At 70.8% G+C, this 22387-nt stretch carries 24 protein-coding genes, 2 tRNA genes, 1 pseudogene and 1 riboswitch; of the genes and pseudogenes, 23 read left to right on the top strand and 4 right to left on the bottom strand.

Features of this window, described 5'->3' with window-relative positions:
- Positions 1-616: 616 nt before the first annotated feature.
- The 20 genes and pseudogenes from AB0J88_RS10735 (at position 617) to AB0J88_RS10640 (ending at position 13200) form a co-directional block, all read left to right on the top strand.
- Positions 617-689: transfer RNA gene (locus AB0J88_RS10735), tRNA-Pro, on the top strand.
- Positions 690-727: 38 nt separating this feature from the next.
- Positions 728-800, top strand: a tRNA-Phe gene (locus AB0J88_RS10730).
- A 212-nt stretch (positions 801-1012) separates the two neighbouring features.
- Entirely contained in the window at positions 1013-1948 is a 936-nt protein-coding gene (locus AB0J88_RS10725; protein WP_364346209.1) for a DUF4331 family protein, read from the top strand.
- Positions 1949-1998: 50 nt separating this feature from the next.
- A complete protein-coding gene (locus tag AB0J88_RS10720) occupies positions 1999-2598 on the top strand; it encodes a sulfite oxidase-like oxidoreductase (RefSeq protein ID WP_364346211.1) in 600 nt (199 codons plus the stop codon).
- Complete coding sequence (locus AB0J88_RS10715; protein ID WP_364346213.1) at positions 2568-3335, top strand: ferredoxin reductase; 768 nt, start codon at positions 2568-2570, stop codon at positions 3333-3335. The genes AB0J88_RS10720 and AB0J88_RS10715 overlap by 31 nt, the downstream gene beginning before the upstream one ends.
- 36 nt (positions 3336-3371) lie before the next feature.
- Entirely contained in the window at positions 3372-3653 is a 282-nt protein-coding gene (locus AB0J88_RS10710) for a DUF6510 family protein (RefSeq protein ID WP_364346215.1), read from the top strand.
- A 24-nt stretch (positions 3654-3677) separates the two neighbouring features.
- Positions 3678-4010: a type II toxin-antitoxin system PemK/MazF family toxin gene (locus AB0J88_RS10705; protein ID WP_364346217.1), complete on the top strand. Its 333-nt coding sequence runs from the start codon at positions 3678-3680 to the stop codon at positions 4008-4010.
- A gap of 183 nt (positions 4011-4193) precedes the next feature.
- The gene (locus AB0J88_RS10700; protein ID WP_364346219.1) at positions 4194-4970 is read left to right on the top strand and encodes an alpha/beta hydrolase; all 777 of its coding nucleotides are present in this window, start codon (positions 4194-4196) and stop codon (positions 4968-4970) included.
- Positions 4971-5138: 168 nt separating this feature from the next.
- Positions 5139-5759 carry a CDP-alcohol phosphatidyltransferase family protein gene (locus AB0J88_RS10695; protein ID WP_364346221.1) on the top strand — a complete coding sequence of 207 codons (621 nt, stop codon included), beginning with the start codon at positions 5139-5141 and terminating at the stop codon, positions 5757-5759.
- A 151-nt stretch (positions 5760-5910) separates the two neighbouring features.
- Positions 5911-6807, top strand: a complete 897-nt coding sequence (locus tag AB0J88_RS10690; RefSeq protein ID WP_364346223.1) for a DUF881 domain-containing protein — start codon at positions 5911-5913, stop codon at positions 6805-6807.
- Positions 6808-7140 (top strand): small basic family protein, encoded by a 333-nt coding sequence (locus AB0J88_RS10685; protein WP_364346225.1) that lies wholly within the window; start codon positions 6808-6810, stop codon positions 7138-7140.
- 717 nt (positions 7141-7857) lie between these two features.
- Positions 7858-8547: pseudogene (locus AB0J88_RS10680) on the top strand (DUF881 domain-containing protein); the annotation flags it as partial.
- A 16-nt stretch (positions 8548-8563) separates the two neighbouring features.
- Entirely contained in the window at positions 8564-8941 is a 378-nt protein-coding gene (gene gcvH / locus AB0J88_RS10675; RefSeq protein WP_364346227.1) for a glycine cleavage system protein GcvH, read from the top strand.
- Between the two features lie 160 nt (positions 8942-9101).
- Positions 9102-9554: an FHA domain-containing protein gene (locus AB0J88_RS10670; protein ID WP_089243529.1), complete on the top strand. Its 453-nt coding sequence runs from the start codon at positions 9102-9104 to the stop codon at positions 9552-9554.
- 75 nt (positions 9555-9629) lie between these two features.
- The gene (locus tag AB0J88_RS10665) at positions 9630-10304 is read left to right on the top strand and encodes a MerR family transcriptional regulator (RefSeq protein WP_364347500.1); all 675 of its coding nucleotides are present in this window, start codon (positions 9630-9632) and stop codon (positions 10302-10304) included.
- Positions 10305-10469: 165 nt separating this feature from the next.
- The gene (locus AB0J88_RS10660) at positions 10470-10937 is read left to right on the top strand and encodes a bifunctional nuclease family protein (RefSeq protein ID WP_089243531.1); all 468 of its coding nucleotides are present in this window, start codon (positions 10470-10472) and stop codon (positions 10935-10937) included.
- A 187-nt stretch (positions 10938-11124) separates the two neighbouring features.
- Entirely contained in the window at positions 11125-11703 is a 579-nt protein-coding gene (locus AB0J88_RS10655; protein ID WP_364346230.1) for a MerR family transcriptional regulator, read from the top strand.
- 68 nt (positions 11704-11771) lie between these two features.
- Entirely contained in the window at positions 11772-12104 is a 333-nt protein-coding gene (locus tag AB0J88_RS10650; RefSeq protein ID WP_364346232.1) for a helix-turn-helix transcriptional regulator, read from the top strand.
- Positions 12101-12589 carry an SRPBCC domain-containing protein gene (locus tag AB0J88_RS10645; RefSeq protein WP_364346234.1) on the top strand — a complete coding sequence of 163 codons (489 nt, stop codon included), beginning with the start codon at positions 12101-12103 and terminating at the stop codon, positions 12587-12589. The genes AB0J88_RS10650 and AB0J88_RS10645 overlap by 4 nt, the downstream gene beginning before the upstream one ends.
- The gene (locus AB0J88_RS10640) at positions 12586-13200 is read left to right on the top strand and encodes a dihydrofolate reductase family protein (protein WP_364346236.1); all 615 of its coding nucleotides are present in this window, start codon (positions 12586-12588) and stop codon (positions 13198-13200) included. Before AB0J88_RS10645 ends, AB0J88_RS10640 begins: the two co-directional genes overlap by 4 nt.
- On the opposite strand, the gene AB0J88_RS10635 is transcribed toward AB0J88_RS10640, so the two are convergent.
- From AB0J88_RS10635 to mgrA, 3 genes are read right to left on the bottom strand one after another with little or no spacing between them, the layout of a single operon-like run.
- Positions 13197-14231 carry a hypothetical protein gene (locus AB0J88_RS10635; protein WP_364346238.1) on the bottom strand — a complete coding sequence of 345 codons (1035 nt, stop codon included), beginning with the start codon at positions 14229-14231 and terminating at the stop codon, positions 13197-13199. The genes AB0J88_RS10640 and AB0J88_RS10635 overlap by 4 nt on opposite strands.
- Positions 14232-14276: 45 nt before the next feature.
- Positions 14277-14996 carry an ElyC/SanA/YdcF family protein gene (locus AB0J88_RS10630; protein WP_364346240.1) on the bottom strand — a complete coding sequence of 240 codons (720 nt, stop codon included), beginning with the start codon at positions 14994-14996 and terminating at the stop codon, positions 14277-14279.
- Positions 14997-15018: 22 nt separating this feature from the next.
- A complete protein-coding gene (gene mgrA / locus AB0J88_RS10625; RefSeq protein WP_364346241.1) occupies positions 15019-16017 on the bottom strand; it encodes an L-glyceraldehyde 3-phosphate reductase in 999 nt (332 codons plus the stop codon).
- Positions 16018-16101: 84 nt separating this feature from the next.
- A riboswitch (glycine riboswitch) is annotated at positions 16102-16199 on the top strand.
- An 86-nt stretch (positions 16200-16285) separates the two neighbouring features.
- On the opposite strand from mgrA, the gene gcvP reads away from it, so the two are divergent.
- On the top strand, positions 16286-19150 hold the full coding sequence (gene gcvP / locus AB0J88_RS10620) for an aminomethyl-transferring glycine dehydrogenase (protein ID WP_364346243.1): 2865 nt from the start codon (positions 16286-16288) through the stop codon (positions 19148-19150).
- Positions 19151-19561: 411 nt separating this feature from the next.
- Here the strand turns inward: gcvP and AB0J88_RS10615 are convergent, their stop codons facing one another.
- Positions 19562-19765: a DUF5999 family protein gene (locus AB0J88_RS10615; RefSeq protein ID WP_089243547.1), complete on the bottom strand. Its 204-nt coding sequence runs from the start codon at positions 19763-19765 to the stop codon at positions 19562-19564.
- 123 nt (positions 19766-19888) lie between these two features.
- Here AB0J88_RS10615 and AB0J88_RS10610 point away from each other — a divergent pair, with 123 nt between their 5' ends.
- Together AB0J88_RS10610 and AB0J88_RS10605 are read left to right on the top strand one after the other, a co-directional pair.
- Positions 19889-21190, top strand: a complete 1302-nt coding sequence (locus AB0J88_RS10610) for a chorismate-binding protein (protein WP_364346245.1) — start codon at positions 19889-19891, stop codon at positions 21188-21190.
- Positions 21191-21887: 697 nt separating this feature from the next.
- Complete coding sequence (locus AB0J88_RS10605) at positions 21888-22334, top strand: SRPBCC domain-containing protein (RefSeq protein WP_364346247.1); 447 nt, start codon at positions 21888-21890, stop codon at positions 22332-22334.
- The last annotated feature ends 53 nt before the right edge of the window (positions 22335-22387 follow it).

The raw sequence follows: 22387 nt of genomic DNA, 5'->3' as shown, positions 1-22387 counted from the left end.
GGCGGGCCTTCTGCGGCGGCGGCTAATCCGCGGCGGGCCTTCTGCGGCGGCGGCTAATCCGCGGCGGGCCTTCTGCGGCGGCGGCTAATCCGCGGCGGGCCTTCTGCGGCGGCGGCTAATCCGCGGCCGCCCTTCTGCGGCGGCGGCCAACATGGCGGCGATGGTAAGCAAGGCGGCCGCGTCCGCGAGCTGCCAATGCGCGGAGCCTGGCACGGCCGTGCCGCGCATTGTGGTCCCGCCTGAAGACCGTGCCGACCATTGTCCTAGGACGCTTTACGGGAAGTGAACCGGAGCATTTGACCCGGCCTATGCGGCGGCGCCAAGGTCGGTCGACTGGCTACTCGGAAAAGCCGTTGCTAGGAATCCACGCCCGTTCTAACTTAGACATAGACCTTCGGAACGACCAAGGAGCTCGACATGGTGTGGCAGCCCACTTCACGACCGCGGCGGTTCGTGCCGTGCGGGTTTGTGGGTGTGCCCTTCGCCGAGCTATCCATCGAGCCTTTCGCCGGCGAAGGGCACCCCAGGCGGCTGCCGACGTAAGCGCACACTTACGGGAGAAAGCCGCCCATCCAGAGGATCGGGTGGCGTTTCTGTTTCTTGAGAACTCCATATTCGGGAACGACCGGCTTGGTGACCGGGCCTGCTTTGGGTGCAGGAAGCGCGGGGTTCGATTCCCCGGTTCCCGACGCGTTGACCGGGCCGTCGCTCAGTCCGGGAGCACCACGCCCGTCGAGCTCGGTTGGTCGAGCGTCCGGTTGAAGCCCGGAAGGTCGCTGGTTCGAATCCAGCGGCGGGCACTTCTGATCGACCCCGCATCAGAATGGGATACCTGAGCGGCGCGGTGGGTCGCAGGGGCAGCGCGCGGGGGAGTGGACCCAGAAGTGACGAAGTCACTACGGGGGAGCGCCGTTGTCGCATCATCTCGACTCCGATCTCGCGCGGCAGGACAGCCGGCTTGATCTGACCGATCAGTACGTCTTCCGGGGCGCGAGCGGGCACCGTGCTCGTGATGAACGTGAACCGCACCATTCTTGGTGACGACTACCGGGAGGGGTTCCATCCGGAGGCCCGCGACGAGTTCAAGGTGCACCTCGACAAGGCGGCGGTCGAGGACCTGACCTACCGGGTCACCTTCGGACCCGCGGAGACCGGCCGCCAAGCCGTGACACTGTGGACGTTGACCGGCAAGGACGCCACCGACGACGCCGCTGGCGGCCGGCAGGTCGCGGAAGGAAGCACCGGCGAGACCATCTCCGGTCCCGCCGGTCTGAAGATGTGGGCCGGCATGATCCGTGAGCCGTTCTACAACGACCTCACCCTCCTGCCGGCCCTCGCCGCGGCCGTCAAGGACGGCACGCGGCCCGACCTTGGGACATGGCGTCCCGACCAGGCGAAGAACGCCTTCGAGACGATCAATGTCCACTCGATCGTGCTCGAGATCCCCGACGGCGACCCGCTGCGACCAGGGCGGGACATTGACCTATGGACCGTCACCAAGCTCGCCACCGACGCGGGTGGCTGGCAGCAGGTCAACCGCCAGGCGACCCCCATGCTCTGGCCGCTGATCCGGACCGCACACCACGACTGGGCCATCGCTGCCAACCGGGCGCATCCCCGCAACGACCGACGGGACGACGGCGCGCGCCTCGCCGGCGTCATCGCCGCCGTCGTCAGGGCCAGCCGGACCGCCGAGGACCCGGAGGCCTACGCCGACACCCCTAGTCGAAAGGCTTCTGCCGGACCTCATGCCGTACCGGATCGGCACCTCGGCACCTCGGCCAGCTTCGCCCTCGCCGGCGTCAACGGCCGGAACCTGGCCGACAACGCCGTCGAGGTCATGTTCAGCCTGGTCTTCAACGCGGCCGTCCCGCTCGGCCTTCGCCCCGAGCAGACAGCGGCCACGAGGAGCACGGCGTTCCCTTATGTCGTACCAATATCATCCTAGGATGGCCTAGGCGGGGTGACGAACCGACCAGGGCTGGTAAGACTTTGGGGATGGGCATCGTCTCACCGGGGTTCTTCGGCCGCAGGGGGTCCGGGGACACCAAACTGCCACCCGGGCAGTACCTGACGCGCGACTTTCCCGTGCTCTCGGCCGGCCCGACTCCGCGGATCGATCTCGACCGCTGGCAGTTCACCGTCGCCACCGAGACGGGGCAGCGCAAACAGTGGTCCTGGCAGGAGCTGACCAGCCTGCCGAGCGAGGACATCACCACCGACATCCACTGCGTGACCAAGTGGTCCAAGCTGGGCACCCACTGGAAGGGCGTCCCGGTCGAGACGCTCCTGACCGACGTCGAGACCGCGGCCGACTACGTGATGGCGCACTCGTACGGCGGCTACACCACGAACCTTCCCCTGGAGGACCTGCTCAACGGGCAGGCGTGGGTGGCCTACCAATATGACGGCGAGCCGCTGGCGCCCGAGCACGGCGGCCCGGCCCGGCTGCTCGTACCCCACCTGTATTTCTGGAAGTCCGCCAAGTGGGTCAACGGCCTCGAGTTGATGCTCGCCGACGAACCGGGCTTCTGGGAGACGGCCGGCTACCACGATTACGGGGACCCATGGCGCGAGCAGCGGTACCAAGGCGACTGACCGGCGGCCGGCTGCTGTGGCGCGTCGCCACGCTGACCGAGCGCCGCCGGGAGACCGCGACAGCGAGCACGCTGGTGTTCGACGTGCCCGACTGGCCCGGTCACCTGCCGGGGCAGCACGTCGACATCAAGCTCACGGCCGAGGACGGCTACTCGACCGAGCGCTCGTACTCGATCGCGAACCCGCAGGACGGCAACCGAGTCGAGCTCACCGTCCAGGCGGTCCACGACGGGGAGGTGTCCCCGTACCTGCTGGAAGGCATGAACGTCGGCGACCCGATCGAGATCCGCGGGCCGATCGGCGGCTGGTTCGTCTGGCGGGACACCGACACCGACCCGGTCGTGCTGATCGGCGGCGGCTCCGGAGTCGTGCCGCTGATGGCGATGGTCCGTGCCCGCGCCGAGGCGCGCAGCCGGGTGCCTTTCCGGCTGATCTACTCGGTGCGCACCCCGGCTGACATGCTCTACGCCGACGAGCTCAGGTCACGGATCCGCGACGACATGGGGCTCGACATCGCGTACGCGTACACCCGCGAAGCCCCGCCCGAATGGCCCGGCGAGGTGGGCCGGCTCAAGCTCGCGACCGTCGCGACCCACGGTTGGCCGCCGGACCTGCAACCGGCGTGCTTCGTCTGCGGGCCGACCGGCTTCGTCGAGGCCGTAGCCGACATCCTGGTCGCGCAGGGGCACGAACCGCGCAAGGTCAAGACCGAGCGCTTCGGTCCCAGCGGCACCTGAGCGGCAAGAGCGGCACTGAATAGAAGGAGAGCCCGCATGTCAGACCTGTACACCGACGGCAACGCCCTCGCCGGACCGCTCACCGAGATCTTCGCGACCGACATGTCGATGGCCAAGGGCACCTGCGCCCACTGCGGCGACCGGGGCATGCTCGCCCAGATGCACGTCTACGACCACGCCCCCGGCATGGTGGCCCGCTGTCCGAACTGTCAGGAAGTGAACATGCGCCTGGTCCGGGCCCCGGACCGCGCCTGGCTCGACCTGCGCGGCGTGGTCGCGCTCGAAATACCGCTGGCGGCACCCACCGATCAGGCGTGAGGAGCCGTACGATCGGCGTGATTGGTGGGTGAGCGTGCGTTGAAACAGGGCGAGGTGTGGACGATCGGCCAGCGGGCCGATCTGCGCTACCGCGTAGTGGTCCTCTCCTCCGAAGCCCATAACGACCGGCCCAGCGCCGCGCCGTTCTGCGCGCCCGTCGTCCGCCAGCGCGGCTCGGCCGACGACCTGCCGCCGTTCGCGATCGCGCTCGCCGAGACCGACCCGATCTCCGGCGTGGTCGTCCTCAACCGGATGCGCCGCCTGCCGGCCAGCATCGGCGCCGAACGCCTCGGCCTCCTCACCGGCGCCAGCATGGCGAAGATCTCCGCCAGCCTGAGGGAGCTTTTCGATCTCTAAAGGCCAAGGGCTTCAAACCCTTTTGCCCGGGTTCGTCGGCGGCACGACCGTTGCTCCCGCCGGAGAGATCTCGCTTCGCTTCGAGCCAGCTTCGCTGTGGCAAGGGCGATAAACCGATCGTGCGAAACCCCGGGGGCGGGTTTACTGACCCGCGAAATCAATCGCTCGATCGAGGAGTGTCGTTTGTCGGACATTCGTGCCGTCGTCGAAGGTTCCGGGCCGCCCGTCGTGCTCGTGCACAGCGGCGTCGCCGACCATCACAGTTGGGATCGGGTCGCGCCGGCGCTGGCGGAGACCCACACCGTCATCCGCTACGACCTGCGCGGGTTCGGCCGCACGCCGCCGCCGACCACCGGGTTCCGGCACCGCGACGACCTGGCCGCGTTGCTCGACTCGCTCGGGATCGACCGGACCGCCGTGGTCGGCAACTCGCTCGGTGGCTACATCTGCCTGGAGTTCGCCACCCGCTGGCCCGAGCGCGTCACCCACCTCGGCCTGCTCGCCGCTCCGGTCTCCGGCTGGGAGTGGGGTCCGGAGGTCCGGGAGTACGGCGCCGCCGAGGCCAAGCTGCTCGAGGCCGGCGACCTGGATGCCGCGACGGCCCTCAACCTCGACATGTGGGTACGCGGTCCGCTGCGCGACTGGACTCCCGATCTCCGCGCGATCGCCGAGGAACTTGCCCCCGCGACACGGGTCGCGCTGGCCAACCAGACCGTGACCGAGTCGCACGAGCTGCCCGACGACACCGCGCGGCCATCGACGCTGCTCGACCTGATCCAGGTTCCCGCGCTGGTCGCGGTGGGTGATGCCGACGCACCCGGCTACGTCGACATCGCTCGAATGCTCACCGCTGGCATCGCCGGCGCCCGCCTCCTGGAGATCGCCGGCGCGGGCCACATCCTGCCGGCGGAGTGCCCGGAACAGATCACCGAGGAGATCGGCGAGCTCCTGTCCCGGTGAGCGTCGCCACGGCGGGCTCGGCGTGTCATGCCATGGCCGATATAGTGGCACGGCCAATGATCAGGGGGTCGGTCCCGCGCGCCCGCCGCGTCCCTTCGCGGCCGTCGGTGGCGGGCGGCGCTGCCGAGGCAGTGCCGGGGGAGGCCCGTCGCGGTGGAGGAGGCAGCGGTGTCGCGTACGCCCACCGTCGCGGCAGATCGCGTCCTGACGCTGCCCAATCTGATCAGTTTCCTGCGGCTCGTCGGCGTGCCGATCTTCCTGTGGCTGATGCTCGGCCCGCACCACGACCTCGCCGCCGTGATCGTGCTGGCGGTCGGCGGCAGCAGTGACTGGATCGACGGCTATGTCGCCCGCCGGCTGGGCCAGGTCAGCCGCCTAGGTGAGCTGCTCGACCCGCTGGCGGACCGGCTCTACATCCTGGCCGTGCTGGTCGCGTTCACCTGGCGCGAGATCGTCCCCTGGGAGTTCACCGCCGCCCTGGTGGCCCGCGAGCTGATGATGATCGTCTGTCTCGCGGTGCTCCGGCGCAACGGCTTCGGCCCGCCGCAGGTGCACTACCTGGGCAAGACGGCCACCTTCATCCTGCTGGCCGCGTTCCCGGTGCTGCTGCTCGCCAAGGCGGTCCCGGCCATCGAGACCGGCGCCGCGGCGGCCGGCTGGGGCCTGGCCTGGTGGGGCATCGTCCTCTACTGGATCGCGGGCTTCCTCTACGTCGGCCAGGCGTCCCGGGTCATCCGCGCGGGCCGGGCGGCAAGCGCCGCGACCGCCCGCACGGGGGAGCCGGCATGACCGACCCTCGGCGAGGGCATCCTCGGCAGAGCCCGCCCGGACGGGGCGGGTCTCCACGCGGTGGGGTTCCGGTACTGACCGAGCCTTGGCGCGGGCATCGTCAGCAGAGTCCGTCTGGCCGGGGCGGGTCTCCACGCAGTGGGGAGCCGGCATGACCGGCCCGGAGCAGAAACCGCCGCAGCGGCGATGGATGTCGCCAGACTTCCTCTCAGAGCTGTTCAGCAACCCGCTCGATCCCGGGTACGCGGATGCCGCTGCCCGCCGGGCGAAGTCCGGACCGCCTACCGGCTGGCGGCGGACCACCCGCCGGACCGCGGCGGTGCTCGTCGCCGGGCTGATCGGCCTGCTGTTCGCGGTCGCTTACCGGCAGACCATGGCCGACGAGCCGCGCCGCAGCCAGGCCCGGGCCGACCTGGTCAGCCAGATCAAGGCGCGCCAGGAGACCACCGACAACCTGCGCGGCCAGGCCGACCGGCTGCGCGACGAGGTCGCCCGTGAGCGCGACGCCGCGCTCGGCACCAACCATGCCGCCCAGCAGCGCGAGACCGAGGCGGCCACCGGCCTGCGCCGGGTCACCGGCGACGGGCTCGTCGTCCGGCTGACCGACGCCGCGGACGCCGCCGAGGACGGTGGCGAGCACGAGCTCGGCCGGATCTTCGACCGCGACCTGCAACTGGTGACCAACGCCCTGTGGGCGGCCGGCGCCGAGGCGATCGCGGTAAACGACCAGCGGCTGACGGCGACCTCGACGATCCGCAAGGCCGGCGGCGCGATCCTGGTCGACTTCCGGCCGGTGACCAGCCCGTACGAGATCCGCGTGATCGGCCCCGGCAACCTCGAGGACCGGTTCGACGACAGCGCCGCGGCCGCCCTGATGCGCAGGGTCGCCGACGTCGAGCACATCGGGTTCGACACGCACCGGGAAGACGACCTGAACCTGCCCGCGGCCACCGAGCCGACGCTCAACTACGCGACCCGTCCGGCGCCGCCCAGCGCGACACCGACGCCCGGCAGCACATCCTCCTCGAGCCCGTCCGGAGGCGGCTAGATGATCCCCGTACTCGCCCTCGTCGTGGGTGTCGTCCTCGGCCTGGTGTTCGGCCCGACCGTGCCCGGCTGGCTCGAGCCGTACCTGCCGATCGCGGTCGTCGCGGCCCTCGACGCGGTCTTCGGCGGCATCCGTGCCAAGCTCGACGGCATCTTCGACGACCAGCAGTTCGTCATCTCGTTCATCTCGAACGTGCTGGTCGCCGCCCTGATCGTCTACCTCGGCGACCAGCTCGGCGTGGGTGGGCAGCTGTCCACCGGCGTGGTGGTCGTGCTCGGGGTGCGCATCTTCGGCAACGTGGCCGCGATCCGCCGACACCTGTTCCGGGCCTGACGCGGGAGGACGACGATGACCGACGACCCGCGCGACACCAACCGCGACGAGCCGATCTCCGATGAGCCGACCCGGGCGCTGCACCCGGGCGCGGCCGAAGGCGCCGACGACCCGACCCGGGTCATGCGGCCAGACCCGGCCTCACCGGACCTGATCCGGGACGTGCGCCCGCAGCCGAGCCCGCCGGCAGACCCGGACCCGAGCCGGTCCGTGGGCTCGGACGCGAGCCGGTCCGTCGGCCCAAGCCGGGACGTGCGCCCGGATCCGAGCGGGCCGGCAGACCCGGACCCGAGCCGGTCCGTGGGCTTGGACGCGTCGCGGTCCTCGGGCTCGGACGTGAGCCGGTCCGCGGGCTCCGACCCGAGCCGGTCCGGGCACCAGGGTCCCGCCTTGGCGGAGCCAGCCCGGGCGCCGCATCCGGAGCCGGCCAGACCGGCACGCCGCCCGACTCCCGGCCGTTCGGCCGTGCCCCGGCCCGCCCCGGCGGCGGCTCCGACGGAGGGCCAGCAAGGCGCTGACGAGGAGACGGTGCGGCTCTCCCCGGTCGACGACGGCCCAAACGGGGAGTCGTCCCCACCCAAGGTCGACCCCGCGCCGACCGACGCCGGTGCTGCCGAGGAGACGGTGGCCCTGCCGCAGGGGGAGCGCTCCTCCGGGGTTACGGCCGCTCCGTCGCGCGTATCAGATGAAGATCTTGATCCTGCTCCTCAACGCAAGAAGCGCAGCACCGCTGGTGTGATCATTCTCGTGTTGTTGGCCCTTCTCGGGTTCACGCTCGCGATCCAGCTGCGCGGCAAGTCGGGCGACTCCGACCTGGCCGCCATGCGGGAGGACGATCTCGTGCGGCTCCAGTCCGACCTTCAGGCCCAGGAGGACCGGCTCCAGCGCGAGATCGCATCCCTGCAGGACAGCCAGCGCCAGCTTCAGTCCGGTGCCCAGGGGCGCAATGCGGCGCTGGAGGAGGCCACCAAGCGGGCCGACGAGCTCGCCATCCTCGCCGGCACCGCCAAGGCGCAGGGTCCCGGCCTGACGATCCGGTTCGTGGCCGGCCCGCAGCCGATCGCGGCGTCCGACATCCTCAACGCGGTGCAGGAGCTACGTGGCGCCGACGCCGAGGCGATGCAGATCGCCGGCGCGGACGGCACGCTGGTGCGGATCGTGGCGAGCACGTACTTCATCGACGCCGAGGGTGGGCTCGAGGTGTCCGGCAAGCGGCTGACCGGCCCGTACACGATCACGGTCATCGGAGATCCGCCCACCATGCGCACGGCACTCAACATTCCGGACGGGCTGGTGCCGTCGATCAAAGCGGACGGCGGTAACGTGATCGTCGACGAGCACGACACGGTCGAGGTCACGGCCATCGCCGCGCCTGTCGATCTCGAGCACGCCAAGCCTGTCAGCTGACGACGAAGGAACTTCAGTGATCCCTGACGACCTGCGATACACCGCCGAGCACGAGTGGGTGCGCGGTGGCGACGGTCCGGTGCGGGTGGGCATCACCCACTTCGCGCAGGACTCCTTGGGCGACATCGTCTACGTCCAGCTTCCCGAGCAGGGCGCGCAGGTCTCCGCCGGTGACTCCTTCGGCGAGGTCGAGTCCACCAAGAGTGTCTCCGAGATCTACGCTCCTATCTCTGGGACCGTCGTCGGGCGCAACGAGAAGCTCGTCGACGAACCGGAGACGATCAACGCGGACCCGTACGGGGAGGGCTGGTTGGTGGAGATCGACCCCAGCGACCCGGCGGCGTTGGACGGCCTGCTGACCGCAGACGCTTACCGCGAGCTCACCGAGGGCTGATCAAGCCCTCCCGACAGCACAGATGTGCCCGCGCGTCCGGTTGACCCTGGATTTCAGGGCTGGCTAGGCTCGCGAAGTTGTTTTTGACTTGTTCCAAGCTGCTGCCCACTGGCGGCCGGGGTGTCCGGCGCCGCTGCGAAAAGATCCGTGAGGTGGACCGATGACGCGCCCCGACGACGAGTTTCCCCCACTCGACGTCACGTCGACGCTCAACCTGGGCTCGCTCGACGAAGTGCTGGAGGGACCCGACGCAGACGTCGTTCCCGGCCGCATGTCGGGCTCGCTGCCGCCGGGAATGGCCTTGCTGGTCGTCCGGCGCGGGCCCAACGCGGGCGCGCGGTTCCTGTTGGACCACGACGTGACCACGAGCGGCCGGCACCCCGACAGTGACATCTTCCTCGACGACGTGACGGTCTCCCGTCGCCACGCGGAGTTCCACCGCGACGGCGGCACGTTCACCGTGCGCGACGTGGGCAGCCTCAACGGCACCTACGTCAACCGCGAGCGGGTCGAAGCGGCGACCCTCAGCAACGGCGACGAGGTGCAGATCGGCAAGTTCCGGCTGGTGTTCATCGCGGGGCCTCGTCCGGACGAGGAGTCCGCGCGCGGCTAGCGCTACGGGAGGCGACGCGTGACCGAACGTGCCACGGGCGCGGCGGCCGGCGCCGACCCGCGCACGCTACCGCTGATGAGCATCGGCGAGGTTCTGGCCGAGCTGCGGCCCGAGTTCCCCGACACCACCATCTCCAAGCTGCGCTTCCTCGAGGCCGAGGGCCTCGTGGAGCCGCAGCGCACGGCGGCCGGCTACCGCAAGTACAGCTGGCGGGACGTGGAGCGGCTGCGCTTCGTGCTGTCCGCGCAGCGTGACCGCTACCTGCCGCTGCGGGTGATCCGGGACGAGCTCGAGGCCCGGGACACCGGCGACGACGTGGCTCCGCGCCGGCCGGTGCTGGTCGCGGTGCCCGACGAGCCCTCGTCCGTTCCTCCGGCCGACGCGCTGGTGCGCCGGGCCGAGCTGGTCGAGCGGACCGGGATCGACCCGGGCAGCCTGGCCGAGCTCGAGGAGATGGGCATGATCACCCAGCGCACCCCGGGCTGGTACGACGCGGACGCGCTGGTGATCGCGGCGGCGGTGGCCGGTCTGGTGTCCTACGGGCTGGAGGTGCGGCACCTGCGCACCTACAAAGCGGCGGCCGACCGTGAGGTCGGTCTCTTCGCCCAACTGGTGGGTCCGCTCGCCCGGCAGAAGGATCCGGCCGCCCGAGCGCGGGCCGCGGCGGCCGCCCAGGAGCTGACGGGGCTGGCCCAGCAGCTGCGCGCAGCGCTCGTACGGGCCGGTTTGCGCGACACCCTGGGCCGGTGACGCGCCCGGCCGGGCTGCCGCCCGGTCGGCCAGATCACGTAGGCTCGAAGCCGGTTCCCCCTCGGCACCGACCGCGCGTGCGGGACGCACTCCGCTCGCGCGTGTACCGTGCAAGGAAGGGGCCGGGGACGGCACTGGGAACGACGACAACGACACGGAGGCGCAGTGCGTGAGCTGAGCGTGGTCGGGGTTCGGGTCGAGTTGCCCAGCAACCAGCCGATTGTGCTGCTCCGAGAGGTCGAGGGCGACCGCTACCTGCCGATCTGGATCGGCGCGGTGGAGGCGACGGCGATCGCCTACGAGCAGCAGGGCGTGAAGCCGGCCCGGCCGCTGACCCATGATCTTCTCCGCGACGTGCTGGCCGCGCTCAAGCAGCCGCTCAACGCCGTGGAGATCGTCGAGCTCAAGGAAAACGTTTTCTACGCGGACCTGCTGATCGGCGACAACAACCTGCGGATCTCCGCCCGGCCGAGCGACTCGATCGCCCTGGCGCTGCGCGTGGGTGCCCCGATCCGGTGCGCCGAACAGGTCCTCTCCGAGGCCGGCATCGTCATCCCTGACGAGCAGGAGGACGAGGTGGAGAAGTTCCGGGAGTTCCTGGAACAGGTCCGCCCTGAGGACTTTGCCGGATGAGCCGCCCCGAGGACTTCGCGGGCTGAGCCGGCGCCAACTCCGAGCGGGGCTCGGGTGATGTCCTCAGATCGCGGCGTGTCGGCGCAAAGCCTGCGCCCTGCGGCTCGATCTGAGCTATAGGGTTGGCGCTGTTGACGGGTGCGCGTCCCGGCACGACGCGGCACCCCGCTGGCGGGGAGGTAGCCACATGCCCGACCCACGTGATCCTGATCCTGCGGGTAGATCCATCGCCGACCCGGCACAGGCTCCCACGGACGACGACTCCGTCGGCTACCGCGGCGTAACCGCCTGCCACGCGGTCGGCATCAGCTACCGCCAGCTCGACTACTGGGCTCGCACGACGCTGGTCGTGCCGAGCGTGCGCGACGCGTCCGGCTCCGGCACGCAGCGCCTCTACTCGTTCCGGGATCTCGTTGTCCTCAAGGTGGTCAAGCGCCTCCTGGACGCCGGTGTCTCGCTCCAGAACATCCGCAAGGCGATCGACACCCTGCGCTCGCACGGCGTCGACGACCTGGCCGGGATCACGCTCATCTCCGACGGCACGACGGTCTACGAGTGCCGTTCACCGGAAGAGGTCGTCGACCTGCTCCAGGGCGGCCAGGGCGTCTTCGGCATCGCGATCGGCGGTGCGTTCAAGGAGATCCAGGGCTCGCTGTCGCACCTGCCGGCCGAGCCCGCGGAGCCGGCTCCCGCCGAGGATCCCGCGGACGACGCGACCGGCGGCGACGAGCTCGCGGCCCGCCGCGCCCGCCGTCGCGCAGGCTGACGCTTCGAGGCGCTGCCGCAGACACTTAGCCCTTGCGCTAAGTGTTTCAGGCCGCAATACTTAGCCTCATGGCACAGTATGCGGCCGAGCTCGACAGCGTCTTCGTCGCCCTCGGCGATCCCACCCGGCGCGGCGTCGTGCGGCGGCTCGGTCGGGGACCCACGAGCGTGGGAGACCTGGCGCGCGAGTTCCCGATGACACTGCCGTCGTTCATGAAGCACGTGCGCACTCTCGAGACCAGCGGGTTGATCCACACCGTCAAGGCCGGCCGGGTACGCACCTGCGTGCTCAACCGTGACCGCCTGGCGCTCGTGGACGACTGGCTCGCCGAGCAGCGCGGCATCTGGGAAGGCCGCACCGACCGCCTGGCCAGCCTGCTGACCGAGGAGGACCAACCATGACCGAGCCGTGGGGAACCGTGATGACCGATCCCGAGCTCGACCTCACTCTCGACCGGGTGATCCGGGCGCCGCGGGCCGCCGTCTGGCGCGCCTGGACCGACCCGGCCCGGTTCGAGCGCTGGTGGGTGCCCGCGCCGGCCGTGTGCCGCGTCGACCGCCTCGAGGTGCGACCGGGCGGTGGGTTCGTGACCCGGTTCAGCGAGCCCGGCGGCGTCCTCGCACCGCACATGGACGCCACGTTCCTGGTCGTCGACGACCAGGAACGGATCGTGTTCACCAACGCGGTCGACAGCGCCTGGCGGCCGGCCGCCCCGGAACCGGTCGCGATGACCGCCGAGATCACCCTGGCGGACCACCCGGACGGCACCGACTACCGCGTCGTCGTCCGGCACGGCGATCCGGCGGCCCGCGCCCGGCACGAGAAGCTCGGCTTCGCCGACGGCTGGGGCACGGTCACCGCACAGCTCGCGGGGGTCGTCGAATGAGAATCGCGCTGACCGAGTTCGTCTCGCTCGACGGCGTCAGCCAAGGTCCCGGCTCGCCCGACGAGGACACGAGCGGCGGCTTCACCCGCGGCGGATGGCTGACACCGCACCTGGACGGGCGCTTCGTCGAGGCGGCCGCGCACTGGCTCTCGCTGGCCGACGGCCTGCTGCTCGGGCGGCGCACCTACGAGGAGTTCGCCGCCGCGTGGCCGCACATCACCGACCCGGCCGACCCGTTCACGGAGCGAATGAACGGCCTCCCGAAGTACGTGGTGACGACGACCCTCGACTCGCTGACGTGGCAACCCGCGACCGGGCTGCGCTTCGAGGACGTCGCAAAGATCAAGGAGCGGCCCGGGCGGGAGCTGCAGATCCACGGCAGCGCCCGGCTCGGCAACGCCCTGCTCGCCGCGGGCCTGGTCGACACCGTGCGGCTCGTGGTCGCCCCGACCGTCGTCGGCACGGGCCGCCGCCTGCTCGACCACCCGGGAGCGGCGGTCGGCCTGCGGCTCGTCGACCACGAGGCGACCGCGACGGGCGTGTTGCTCCTGGAGTACGAGACGACCGGCGTGGCGCCGACCGCCGCGTACAGCGGCGTGGGGGCGGTCTAGCGCACCGCCCCCGAGGTCTTGCTCGACACGAGGCCGCTGGTGTCGACCACCTCGAAGTCACTGCCCGTCAACGACTTCAGCGCGCGCAGGGCGTCGTTGTCCCAGCGCGAGTCCGGCGCCCCGGAGATGTACCAGGCCGACCCGTGGTCAGCGACGATCACCCCGTGCCGCTTCATCGCCTCCGCGACCACCCGCGCCTGCTTCGGCATCGAGCCGGTGCCGACCGACGCCTTGAGCCGCAGCCGCTGACCGAGCTGCGGAAGGTTCGCGTCGGTGGCCGAGGAGGCGGAGTGCGTGGCCGGCCAGGTGAACCCGGTGCGGGTCTTCGGCACCGTGATCCGGATCGCGTGGTCGATCTTCCCGGTCGCGACCTCCTCGTAGCGGACCAGCCCGGCGAAGATCGACAGGCCGGACGCGTCCGCCGAGGTCCAGCCGGCCGGCCGCAGCTTGTTGGACCGCAGGTCGAACACCGCGCCGGAGCCGGCCTTCCAGCCGCTGCCCCGCGGGTACGCGGAGAACAGCTCGTAGACCTTGCACGCCGACTTGTCGAACGCGATCACGTGCCGGTCCCCGGTGGCCTGCGGGCCGCCCTCGATCTTCGCGTCGGACGGGATGGGATACGGCCCACGGTCGCTCTCGTCCGCGTACTCGAACTCGACCGGGATCTTCTTCTGCCCGGCCGGCACGGTGGTCACCGGAATCCCGATCGGCGCGCCCTCCCACGTGCCGGAGCCGAAGTCCGGATGCATCGCCGAAGACGCGCCGATGCTCGCCACCATGGCCGCCGAGCGCGCGTGCACGGGCAGCCTGGACACGTCGGCCCGCCAGACGTTGTCGGCCGGCAGCGCTCCGCTGCACGCCTTCGCCGGGGCCTTCGTCGCCGTGGCGGTGGGGAGGGGTCCGTGGCCGAGCGCGTCGGTGCCGCTGGTCGCGTCGGCGCCGGTCGAGGAGCCGGGCGGCGGGTCGACGGACGGCGCCGGGTCACCGCCACCGCACCCGGCGAGCATTGCCACGAGACCGACGAGAGCCACGGTACGAAGGGGAGCGCGCACCCGCGCATCCTGCCAGTGCGCCGATCAGTTGGCGAGGGCGTCCTGCACGCCGGTCTCGCGCGGTCCGAGAAAAACCGGGTCGCGTCCGGTCGCGACGTCCCACGCCGCCTTGACGCCGGCGAGCTGCTCGCGGAAGGCGCCCCGGTCCCAGGCCCGCTCGAACCGCTTCACGGTCTCGTCGCCGACGCCGACCGCGTCGATGCCGGCGTCCCGGCACAGTGTCACGGCCCGGTCGACGTGGAAGCCCTGTGTCACCACGATCATGCGGTCGACGCCGAAGATCTTCTTGGCGCGTACGCACGAGTCGTAGGTGTCGAACCCCGCGTGGTCCTGGACGACCTTGCGCTCGGGCACACCACGCTCGACCAGCCACCGGCTCATCGCGCCCGGCTCGTCGTAGCGGAACTCCCGGTGGTCGCCGGAGACCAGGATGGCCCGCACGGTGCCCGCGTCGTAGAGCTGCCGCGCCAGGTCGAGCCGCGCCGCGAGGAAGGGCGACGGTGTCCCGTCGGGATAGACCTGCGCGCCGAGCACCATCACGACCGGCGCGGCCGGCACCGAGGACAGTGGAAAGACGTGGCCCCGGGCGCCCGAGCGCAACCAGAGACCCGTGCCGACCACCGCGGCGGGCACGGCCACGACGAGCGTGACGGCCGTGATCAGCAGCGCGCGCAGCCAGCGCTGCCGTCGGGTCCGGCGGGGTGGGGGAGGCGGCGAGGTCGACACGAGCCCATTGTCGATCATCGCCGCCACCCCCGGCGCCGGCTCAGGCCGGGTTGGTGAGCGCCCCGTCGATCGCGTCGAGCTCCGCGGCCGAGAGGGCCAGGTTGTCCAGCGCGCCGATGTTGTCCTCGAGCTGCCGCACGCTGCTGGCGCCGATGATCAGGCTGGTCATCCGCTCGTCCCGCAGCGCCCAGGCCAGGGCGAGCTGGGCGAGCGTCTGGCCGCGCTCCCGAGCGATCAGGTTGAGCTCGCGGACGACCCGCATCGTCTGCTCGTCGAGCGCGCTCTCCTTGAGGAACCCGCCGGTGGCCACCCGCGAGTCGGCGGGCACGCCGTCGAGGTAGCGGTCGGTCAGCAGGCCCTGCTGCAGTGGGCTGTAGGCGATGCAGCCGGCGCCGACGTCTTCGAGGGTGTCGAGCAGGTTGTCGCGCTCGATCCACCGGTTCAGCATCGAGTACGACGGCTGGTGCAGCAGCAACGGCGTACCCAGGTCGCGAAGGATCTTGGCCGCCTCGGCGGTCTGGGCCGAGCTGTAGTTCGAGATCGCCACGTAGAGGGCGCGCCCCGAACGGACGGCGTAGTCGAGCGCCCGCATCGACTCCTCGAGCGGAGTGTCCGGGTCCGGCCGGTGGTGGTAGAACACGTCGACATAGTCGAGGCCCATGCGCTTGAGCGACTGGTCCAGCGACGAGATCAGGTACTTGCGGGAGCCCCACTCGCCGTACGGCCCGGGCCACATCAGATAGCCGGCCTTGGTCGAGATGATCATCTCGTCGCGGTACGGCTTGAGGTCGCCGGCCATGATCCGCCCGAAGTTCTCCTCGGCGGAGCCGGGCGGCGGGCCGTAGTTGTTGGCGAGGTCGAAGTGCGTCACGCCGAGGTCGAAGGCGCGGCGGCAGATGTCGGCCATGCGGTCGATGGGGCGCTCGTGGCCGAAGTTGTGCCATAGGCCCAGGGAGACGGCAGGGAGCCGGACCCCACTGCGGCCGGCCCGGCGGTAGCTCATCGAGTCGTAACGGTCATCGGCAGCGAGGTAGGTCACGGCTGCACAGCTTAGGTGAGGAGACCTCACGCACGCCGTTGCCCATTTGGATCATCAACACTGCTACCGTTCAGGTGAGCCGAACACATCCGCGTGGGAGAGCTCGCCGGTCCTCGGGCCGGTGGCGCCGAAGGGGCAAATCCTCCCCGGAACCTCTCAGGCAAAAGGACCGCGCGGACATGGCGACTCTGGAGGACCCGTTCCGGGTACGACAGAGGGGGAGGTTGCTCGTCGACCTCGTCCTTCGCCCCTCCAGGAGTTCTCGCCGATGACCGCTTTCTCCTTCGCAGACCGCCACATCGGGCCGGACCGCGACAGCGAGCGCCGGATGCTCGACCAGGTCGGCTACGGCACCGTCGACGAGTTGATGGACGCCGCGATCCCCGAGGTGATCCGCTGGCACGGTGGGCTCGACCTGCCGCCGGCCGCGTCCGAGGCCGAGGTGATCGCCGAGCTGCGCGCCCTCGCCGACCGCAACACCGTCAACGTCTCGATGATCGGCCTCGGCTACTACGGCACCCACACGCCGGCCGTCATCCGCCGCAACGTGCTGGAGAGCCCGGCCTGGTACACGGCCTACACGCCGTACCAGCCGGAGATCAGCCAGGGTCGCCTCGAGGCGCTGCTCAACTTCCAGACGATGGTCTCCGACCTGACCGGGCTGACCACGGCCAACTCGTCCATGCTCGACGAGGGCACCGCGGCCGCCGAGGCGATGACGCTGGCCCGCCGGTCGTCCAAGAACACGTCACCCGTGTACGTCGTCGACGCGGACACGCTGCCGCAGACCCTGGCCGTGATCGAGGGGCGGGCCGAGCCGCTCGGCATCATCGTCAAGGTGGTCGACCTGTCCGCCGGCGCCTCCGCGCTGCCCGCCGACTTCTTCGGGCTCCACCTGCAGTACCCGGGTGCGTCCGGCGCCGTCCGCGACCAGGCCGACCTGATCGCCGCCGCCCACGAGGTCGGCGCGCTGGTCACCGTCGCCGCCGACCTGCTGGCGCTGACCCTGCTGCGGCCCCCGGGCGAGATCGGCGCCGACATCGCCGCCGGCACCACCCAGCGCTTCGGGGTGCCGATGGGCTTCGGCGGGCCGCACGCCGGCTTCCTCGCGGTCCGCAAGGGACTCGAGCGGACGCTGCCCGGCCGGCTCGTCGGGGTGTCCCGGGACGCCGACGGCGCACCGGCGTACCGGCTCGCGCTCCAGACCCGCGAGCAGCACATCCGGCGCGAGAAGGCGACCAGCAACATCTGCACCGCGCAGGTGCTGCTCGCCGTGATCGCCAGCATGTACGCCGTCTACCACGGCCCCGACGGGCTGCGGGACATCGCGCGGCGCACCCACGCCCGAGCCGCCCGGCTCGCCGCCGGTCTGCGGGCCGGTGGGCTGACGCTCTCGTCCTCCGCCTTCTTCGACACCGTGACCGTCGAGGTTCCGGGGCGGGCCGCCGCTGTCGTCGCGGCCGCCGCCGCACTCGGGGTCAACCTGCGCCAGGTCGACGCCGACCGGGTCGGTGTCGCGTGCGACGAGACCACCACCGACGCGCACCTCGCCCTGGTCTGGGAGGCGTTCGGCGTCTCCGCGTACACGGGTGATGTCGACGTTGCTCTGCCTTCCGCGCTCGCGCGTACCTCGGACTTCCTGACCCACCCGGTGTTCCACGCGCACCGGTCGGAGACGGCGATGCTGCGGTACCTGCGCCGGCTCTCGGACCTCGACTACGCGCTTGACCGGGGCATGATCCCGCTGGGCTCCTGCACGATGAAGCTGAACGCGACCACCGAGATGGAGCCGATCAGCTGGCCGGAGTTCGCCAACATCCACCCGCACGCGCCGGCCGCGCAAACTGAGGGGTATCGGTCCCTCATCACCTCCCTCGAGAGCTGGCTGGCCGAGGTGACCGGCTACGACGCCGTCTCGGTGCAGCCCAACGCCGGGTCGCAGGGTGAGCTGGCGGGGCTGCTGGCGATCCGCGGCTACCACCGCTCGCGTGGCGCCCACGACCGCGACGTCTGCCTGATCCCGTCGTCGGCGCACGGCACCAACGCCGCGTCCGCCGTGATGGCCGGCATGCGGGTCGTCGTGGTGGCCTGCGACGAGAACGGCAACATCGACCTGGTCGACCTCGACGCGAAGATCGAGCAGCACGCATCGCGGCTGGCCGCGATCATGGTGACCTACCCGTCGACCCACGGCGTCTACGAGACCGGGATCGCCTCGCTGTGCGCGAAGGTGCACGACGCGGGCGGCCAGGTCTACGTCGACGGCGCGAACCTCAACGCGCTCGTCGGCTTCGCCAAGCCGGGCCGCTTCGGCGCCGACGTGTCGCACCTGAACCTGCACAAGACCTTCTGCATCCCGCACGGCGGCGGCGGTCCGGGCGTCGGCCCCATCGGCGTACGCGGTCACCTGGCCCCGTTCCTGCCCGGCGACCCGCTGGGTGCGACGTCGTCCCGCACCTCGCACTCGGCGCGCGCCGGGGGCACGGCGGGCGGTGCGGCGGTGTCCGCGGCGCGGCACGGCTCGGCCGGCATCCTGCCGATCCCGTGGGCGTACCTGCGGATGATGGGCGCCGAGGGCCTGACCCGGGCGACGGGCGCGGCGGTCCTGGCGGCCAACTATGTGGCGGCGCGGCTGCGGGAGCACTACCCGGTGCTCTACAGCGGCAACAAGGGCCTGGTGGCCCACGAGTGCATCCTCGACCTGCGGCCCCTGACCAAGGCGACCGGGGTTTCGGTGGACGACGTCGCCAAGCGCTTGATCGACTACGGCTTCCACGCGCCGACGATGTCGTTCCCGGTCGCGGGGACGCTGATGGTGGAGCCGACGGAGAGCGAGGACCTGGCGGAGCTGGACCGGTTCTGCGACGCGATGATCGCGATCAGGGGCGAGATCGAGAGCGTCGCCTCGGGTACGTGGCCCCGCGACGACAACCCGCTGACCAACGCCCCGCACACGGCGTCGATGGTCTCGGGCGACGAGTGGTCGCACGCGTACCCGCGCTCGGTGGCGGCGTACCCCTTCGGTGTCTCCCGGATCGGCAAGTACTGGTCCCCGGTCCGCCGGATCGACGGCGCGTTCGGCGACCGCAACCTGGTCTGCTCCTGCCCGTCCCCGGAGGCGTTCGAGGACTAGCGGTGGGTCCGGCGGTGGTCGGGCCGGGCGTGGTTGACGGCATGGGCCGGCCGGTTCGTCTGGCCGGTTCGGCCGGGCATCCGGCGGGGCTGGTCTGGTCCGTCTCGGCCGGGTGGGTAGTTCGGCCGGGCCGGCGGGCGTGATTCAGCCGGCTCCGCTGGGTGGGCCATTCGGCCGGGCTTCCGGCGGTTCCGCCGGGCGTGGTCTAGCCGCCTCTGCCGGGTGGGTCGTCCGGCCGGCTCAGCCGAGCAGGTCGTCCGGCCGGGCGCGCCGGCTCCCCGGCCCCGTCGGGGTCGGGACGGCGCGTACCGTCCCCGGGCCATGTCGGGCCGGCGTGGCGTGGATGCGAGGTGAGCGACGATGCTCGGATGGAGGAACCGGCTGGGTTCGCCCAGCCAGGCGGCCTACGATCTAGGCCGCGAGGACGGCGTGGCGGGCTGGGCCGCGGTGCGGGGCGATGGTGCTCCCGTCGGGCAGGAGCTCGCCGGTGTCCTCGAAGAGGATGACGCCGTTGCAGAGCAGGCTCCAGCCTTGCTCCGGGAAGGCAGCCACGGCCCTGGCGGCGTCGCGGTCCATCGCTTCAGCGGTGGGGCAGTGCGGTTGGTGCTGGCACATCGGGATCTCCGGACGATGGGGGTGCTGTGTCATGGTTCACATGACCAGTGACGGAGGCTACTCCCTAAACGGGGGCACCTACGAGCAAGTAGCGGCCCAAACACGAAAGAATCCACCCTTCGTATGAGTAACCATGGGCCGGTCGGCGTGGGAACGCTTCCAGACCTTGCTGCCGGATTGGCTGGTCGCGGCCATTTGTGCACGCTCCGTATAAGAGAGCGCTCCAGATGGGAGTGGCGCTCTACGGACGGTGGCGATCCGGCTCAGCATCTCGAAGATTTCCTTGTAGCCGACGGACTGAACGTGCGGTCCCTGTCTTCCCCGAGCCTGTCACGCTCCGTAGCGAAAAGCGACCCCGGATCGGTATGTGGAGCCGCCGTGTTGATCTCCGCAGCGGGCGGAGCGGCCATGCTCCGAGGTGCCCCTGTGGCCCGCGCCACCCCCGCACCGGGGGTCCCGGACGTCGTAGCCGTGATATACGAGCACGCCGTCACGACTGAGGCCCGTGCGAACACGGACGGAAGTCCGGCACCCACACATGGTCACGTGCCCACTCCGGCGCGGAAAACTCAAAAAGATTTCGACCGCCGTCCGCCAGGTGAGACAGGGCCTTGGCACGTGGGGGAGTGGACCCCGAGCTGGACGCCGGCAGAGCACGCGGCAGCGGTCTCGGCGGTCCGCGAGGCGATCGGCCGGGGAGACGTCTACCAGGTCAACGTGGTGGGCCACGCCTCGGCGCCGTACGTGGGTGACCCACTGCCGGCGCTGGGGCGCCTGAGCGGCCTGCCGGGGGCGCGGTACGGCGGTCTGCTCACCGGCGCGGGCTGGGCGGTCGGTTGCGCGTCGCCGGAGACGCTGATCGAGGTATCCGGCGGCCGGGTGGTAACCCGCCCGATCAAAGGCACCCGCCCGGCAACAGCCGCCGGCCGGCGCGAGCTCCTTTCGTCGGCCAAGGAACGGGCCGAACACATCATGATCGTGGACCTGGAACGCAACGACCTGGCGCGGATAGCCAGAACGGGCTCGGTTCGAGTAGAGGAGCTGTTCGCGCTCCGGCGCTGGGTGGACCTGTGGCAGGCCGAGTCGGTCGTCTCGGCGGAACTGGCGGACGAAATCGGCCTGGCCGACCTCCTACGCGCGACCTGCCCGGGCGGGTCGGTGACAGGTGCCCCGAAGCTTGCGGCCCTGGGTGAGATCGCGGCCCTGGAGCCGGTAGGCCGCGGCCCAAGCATGGGAGCGCTTGGCTGGATCGACGCCTCGGGCGACCTGGACCTGGGCCTGACGATCCGCACGGCAGCGGCAGACGCGGACCGCCTACACCTATGGGCAGGTGGCGGCATCACCTGGGACAGCGACCCAGCAGCCGAGGTAGAAGAAGCAGCAGCCAAAGCGGCCCCGATCCGCCGCCTACTGGCATCTTCCTAGGACGCCGTAGGAACGGTGACCCACCCACAACGGGCGGCGACGTGGGCGGGAATCGATCGGTCCGCTGGCCGAGGCGCGCAGCGATCTCGCCGCCGCCCAAGGATGGCCGGCTCCATAGAGGCCATGACGCCGGTCGCGATGATCGTTCAGACCGTCCTCATCGCTGCTCGGCACCGCGACGATCAACAGCACCGGTGAGTACGACAACCTGATCGCGATGGTGGACGTCCGCCATGGAGGCGCCCGGTGGCGGTTGACGACGCCGCGCTGCGATGAGGACCGGGGGAGGGCGTCTCGTAGCGGCTGAGTACCAGCTTCATCCTAGGACGCCTTAGCGGGTGTGCCTGCACCACACGACGGCCTTGCCTCGGCGACAAAGATGCATGCGTTCATCTCCGCAGGTTCCTCAGGCAGGTCGACCAACCCAGGCCGCGGTGCCACGGTGACAAAGCTCGCCAACCTTCGACCGCTTCTCCGCGGTGAAGGCGGCGTCTACCTATCGGGCCATCGAGTTCGCGAAGCAGGGCCCCGCCTCCGCGAGCCCGACCACCCACGCCTTCGACAGAGGCCAGAGGTGCTGCCGTCGACCACCGATCCCGCATCGCGATCCGCCGGATCTTCCATCCTAGGATGCCTTACAGGGTGTGCGCCGGCTGACAGAATTGGAGAAGGCTTCGACGGGGGAGAAGGTCGGTCCATGCGCGTTTCGATGCCCAGTGACGCCGATTCGTGGTTGCGGATCACTGTCGACGTGCCGGGTGCCTCGCCGGCCGAGGTGGTCGGGGCCTTTCTCGATCCGGCGGCCGTCCATCGTTGGTGGGGTGGCGCCCAGTTGACCGTCGAGGAACAAGTCGGTGGTCAGTACGTCGCCTACTTCGACCGCCTTGGCCAGACCATGCGCGGCGCCATCACTGAGCTCGACCCAGATGCCGGTCGGTTCGGCTTCTCGTGGGGCTGGGATCACGAGCCGGATCTGCCCCGCCGCCAGGTCGAGGTCGTCGTCCAGCCTGGAGCCGTGCTCAACCTCAACCAGGGCGAGTACGACCACGCCAACCGACTCGACCGGGATGACGCCGCCAGTCATCGGGAGGGTTGGGAGTTTTTCCTGCCCCGCCTCGCCGAGGTCGTGACGGCTCAGCGCTGACCAGGTTTCGGGGCAAAACCGTCAGGGAACTCTCTCAGTTGTCCGGGGGAAAC

Source organism: Asanoa sp. NPDC049475, from assembly GCF_040676915.1.
Classification (GTDB): domain Bacteria; phylum Actinomycetota; class Actinomycetes; order Mycobacteriales; family Micromonosporaceae; genus Asanoa.
This window is presented reverse-complemented; position numbering and strand designations above follow the sequence as displayed.

Coding starts and splice junctions, on each gene's coding strand:
- AB0J88_RS10725 (WP_364346209.1), top strand. CDS start 1,013: ATGAACGTGAACCGCACCATTCTTGGTGACGACTACCGGGAGGGGTTC.
- AB0J88_RS10720 (WP_364346211.1), top strand. CDS start 1,999: ATGGGCATCGTCTCACCGGGGTTCTTCGGCCGCAGGGGGTCCGGGGAC.
- AB0J88_RS10715 (WP_364346213.1), top strand. CDS start 2,568: ATGGCGCGAGCAGCGGTACCAAGGCGACTGACCGGCGGCCGGCTGCTG.
- AB0J88_RS10710 (WP_364346215.1), top strand. CDS start 3,372: ATGTCAGACCTGTACACCGACGGCAACGCCCTCGCCGGACCGCTCACC.
- AB0J88_RS10690 (WP_364346223.1), top strand. CDS start 5,911: ATGACCGGCCCGGAGCAGAAACCGCCGCAGCGGCGATGGATGTCGCCA.
- AB0J88_RS10685 (WP_364346225.1), top strand. CDS start 6,808: ATGATCCCCGTACTCGCCCTCGTCGTGGGTGTCGTCCTCGGCCTGGTG.
- AB0J88_RS10670 (WP_089243529.1), top strand. CDS start 9,102: ATGACGCGCCCCGACGACGAGTTTCCCCCACTCGACGTCACGTCGACG.
- AB0J88_RS10665 (WP_364347500.1), top strand. CDS start 9,630: ATGAGCATCGGCGAGGTTCTGGCCGAGCTGCGGCCCGAGTTCCCCGAC.
- AB0J88_RS10655 (WP_364346230.1), top strand. CDS start 11,125: ATGCCCGACCCACGTGATCCTGATCCTGCGGGTAGATCCATCGCCGAC.
- AB0J88_RS10650 (WP_364346232.1), top strand. CDS start 11,772: ATGGCACAGTATGCGGCCGAGCTCGACAGCGTCTTCGTCGCCCTCGGC.
- AB0J88_RS10645 (WP_364346234.1), top strand. CDS start 12,101: ATGACCGAGCCGTGGGGAACCGTGATGACCGATCCCGAGCTCGACCTC.
- AB0J88_RS10640 (WP_364346236.1), top strand. CDS start 12,586: ATGAGAATCGCGCTGACCGAGTTCGTCTCGCTCGACGGCGTCAGCCAA.
- AB0J88_RS10630 (WP_364346240.1), bottom strand. CDS start 14,996: ATGATCGACAATGGGCTCGTGTCGACCTCGCCGCCTCCCCCACCCCGC.
- gcvP (WP_364346243.1), top strand. CDS start 16,286: ATGACCGCTTTCTCCTTCGCAGACCGCCACATCGGGCCGGACCGCGAC.
- AB0J88_RS10615 (WP_089243547.1), bottom strand. CDS start 19,765: ATGTGCCAGCACCAACCGCACTGCCCCACCGCTGAAGCGATGGACCGC.
- AB0J88_RS10610 (WP_364346245.1), top strand. CDS start 19,889: ATGAGTAACCATGGGCCGGTCGGCGTGGGAACGCTTCCAGACCTTGCT.
- AB0J88_RS10605 (WP_364346247.1), top strand. CDS start 21,888: ATGCGCGTTTCGATGCCCAGTGACGCCGATTCGTGGTTGCGGATCACT.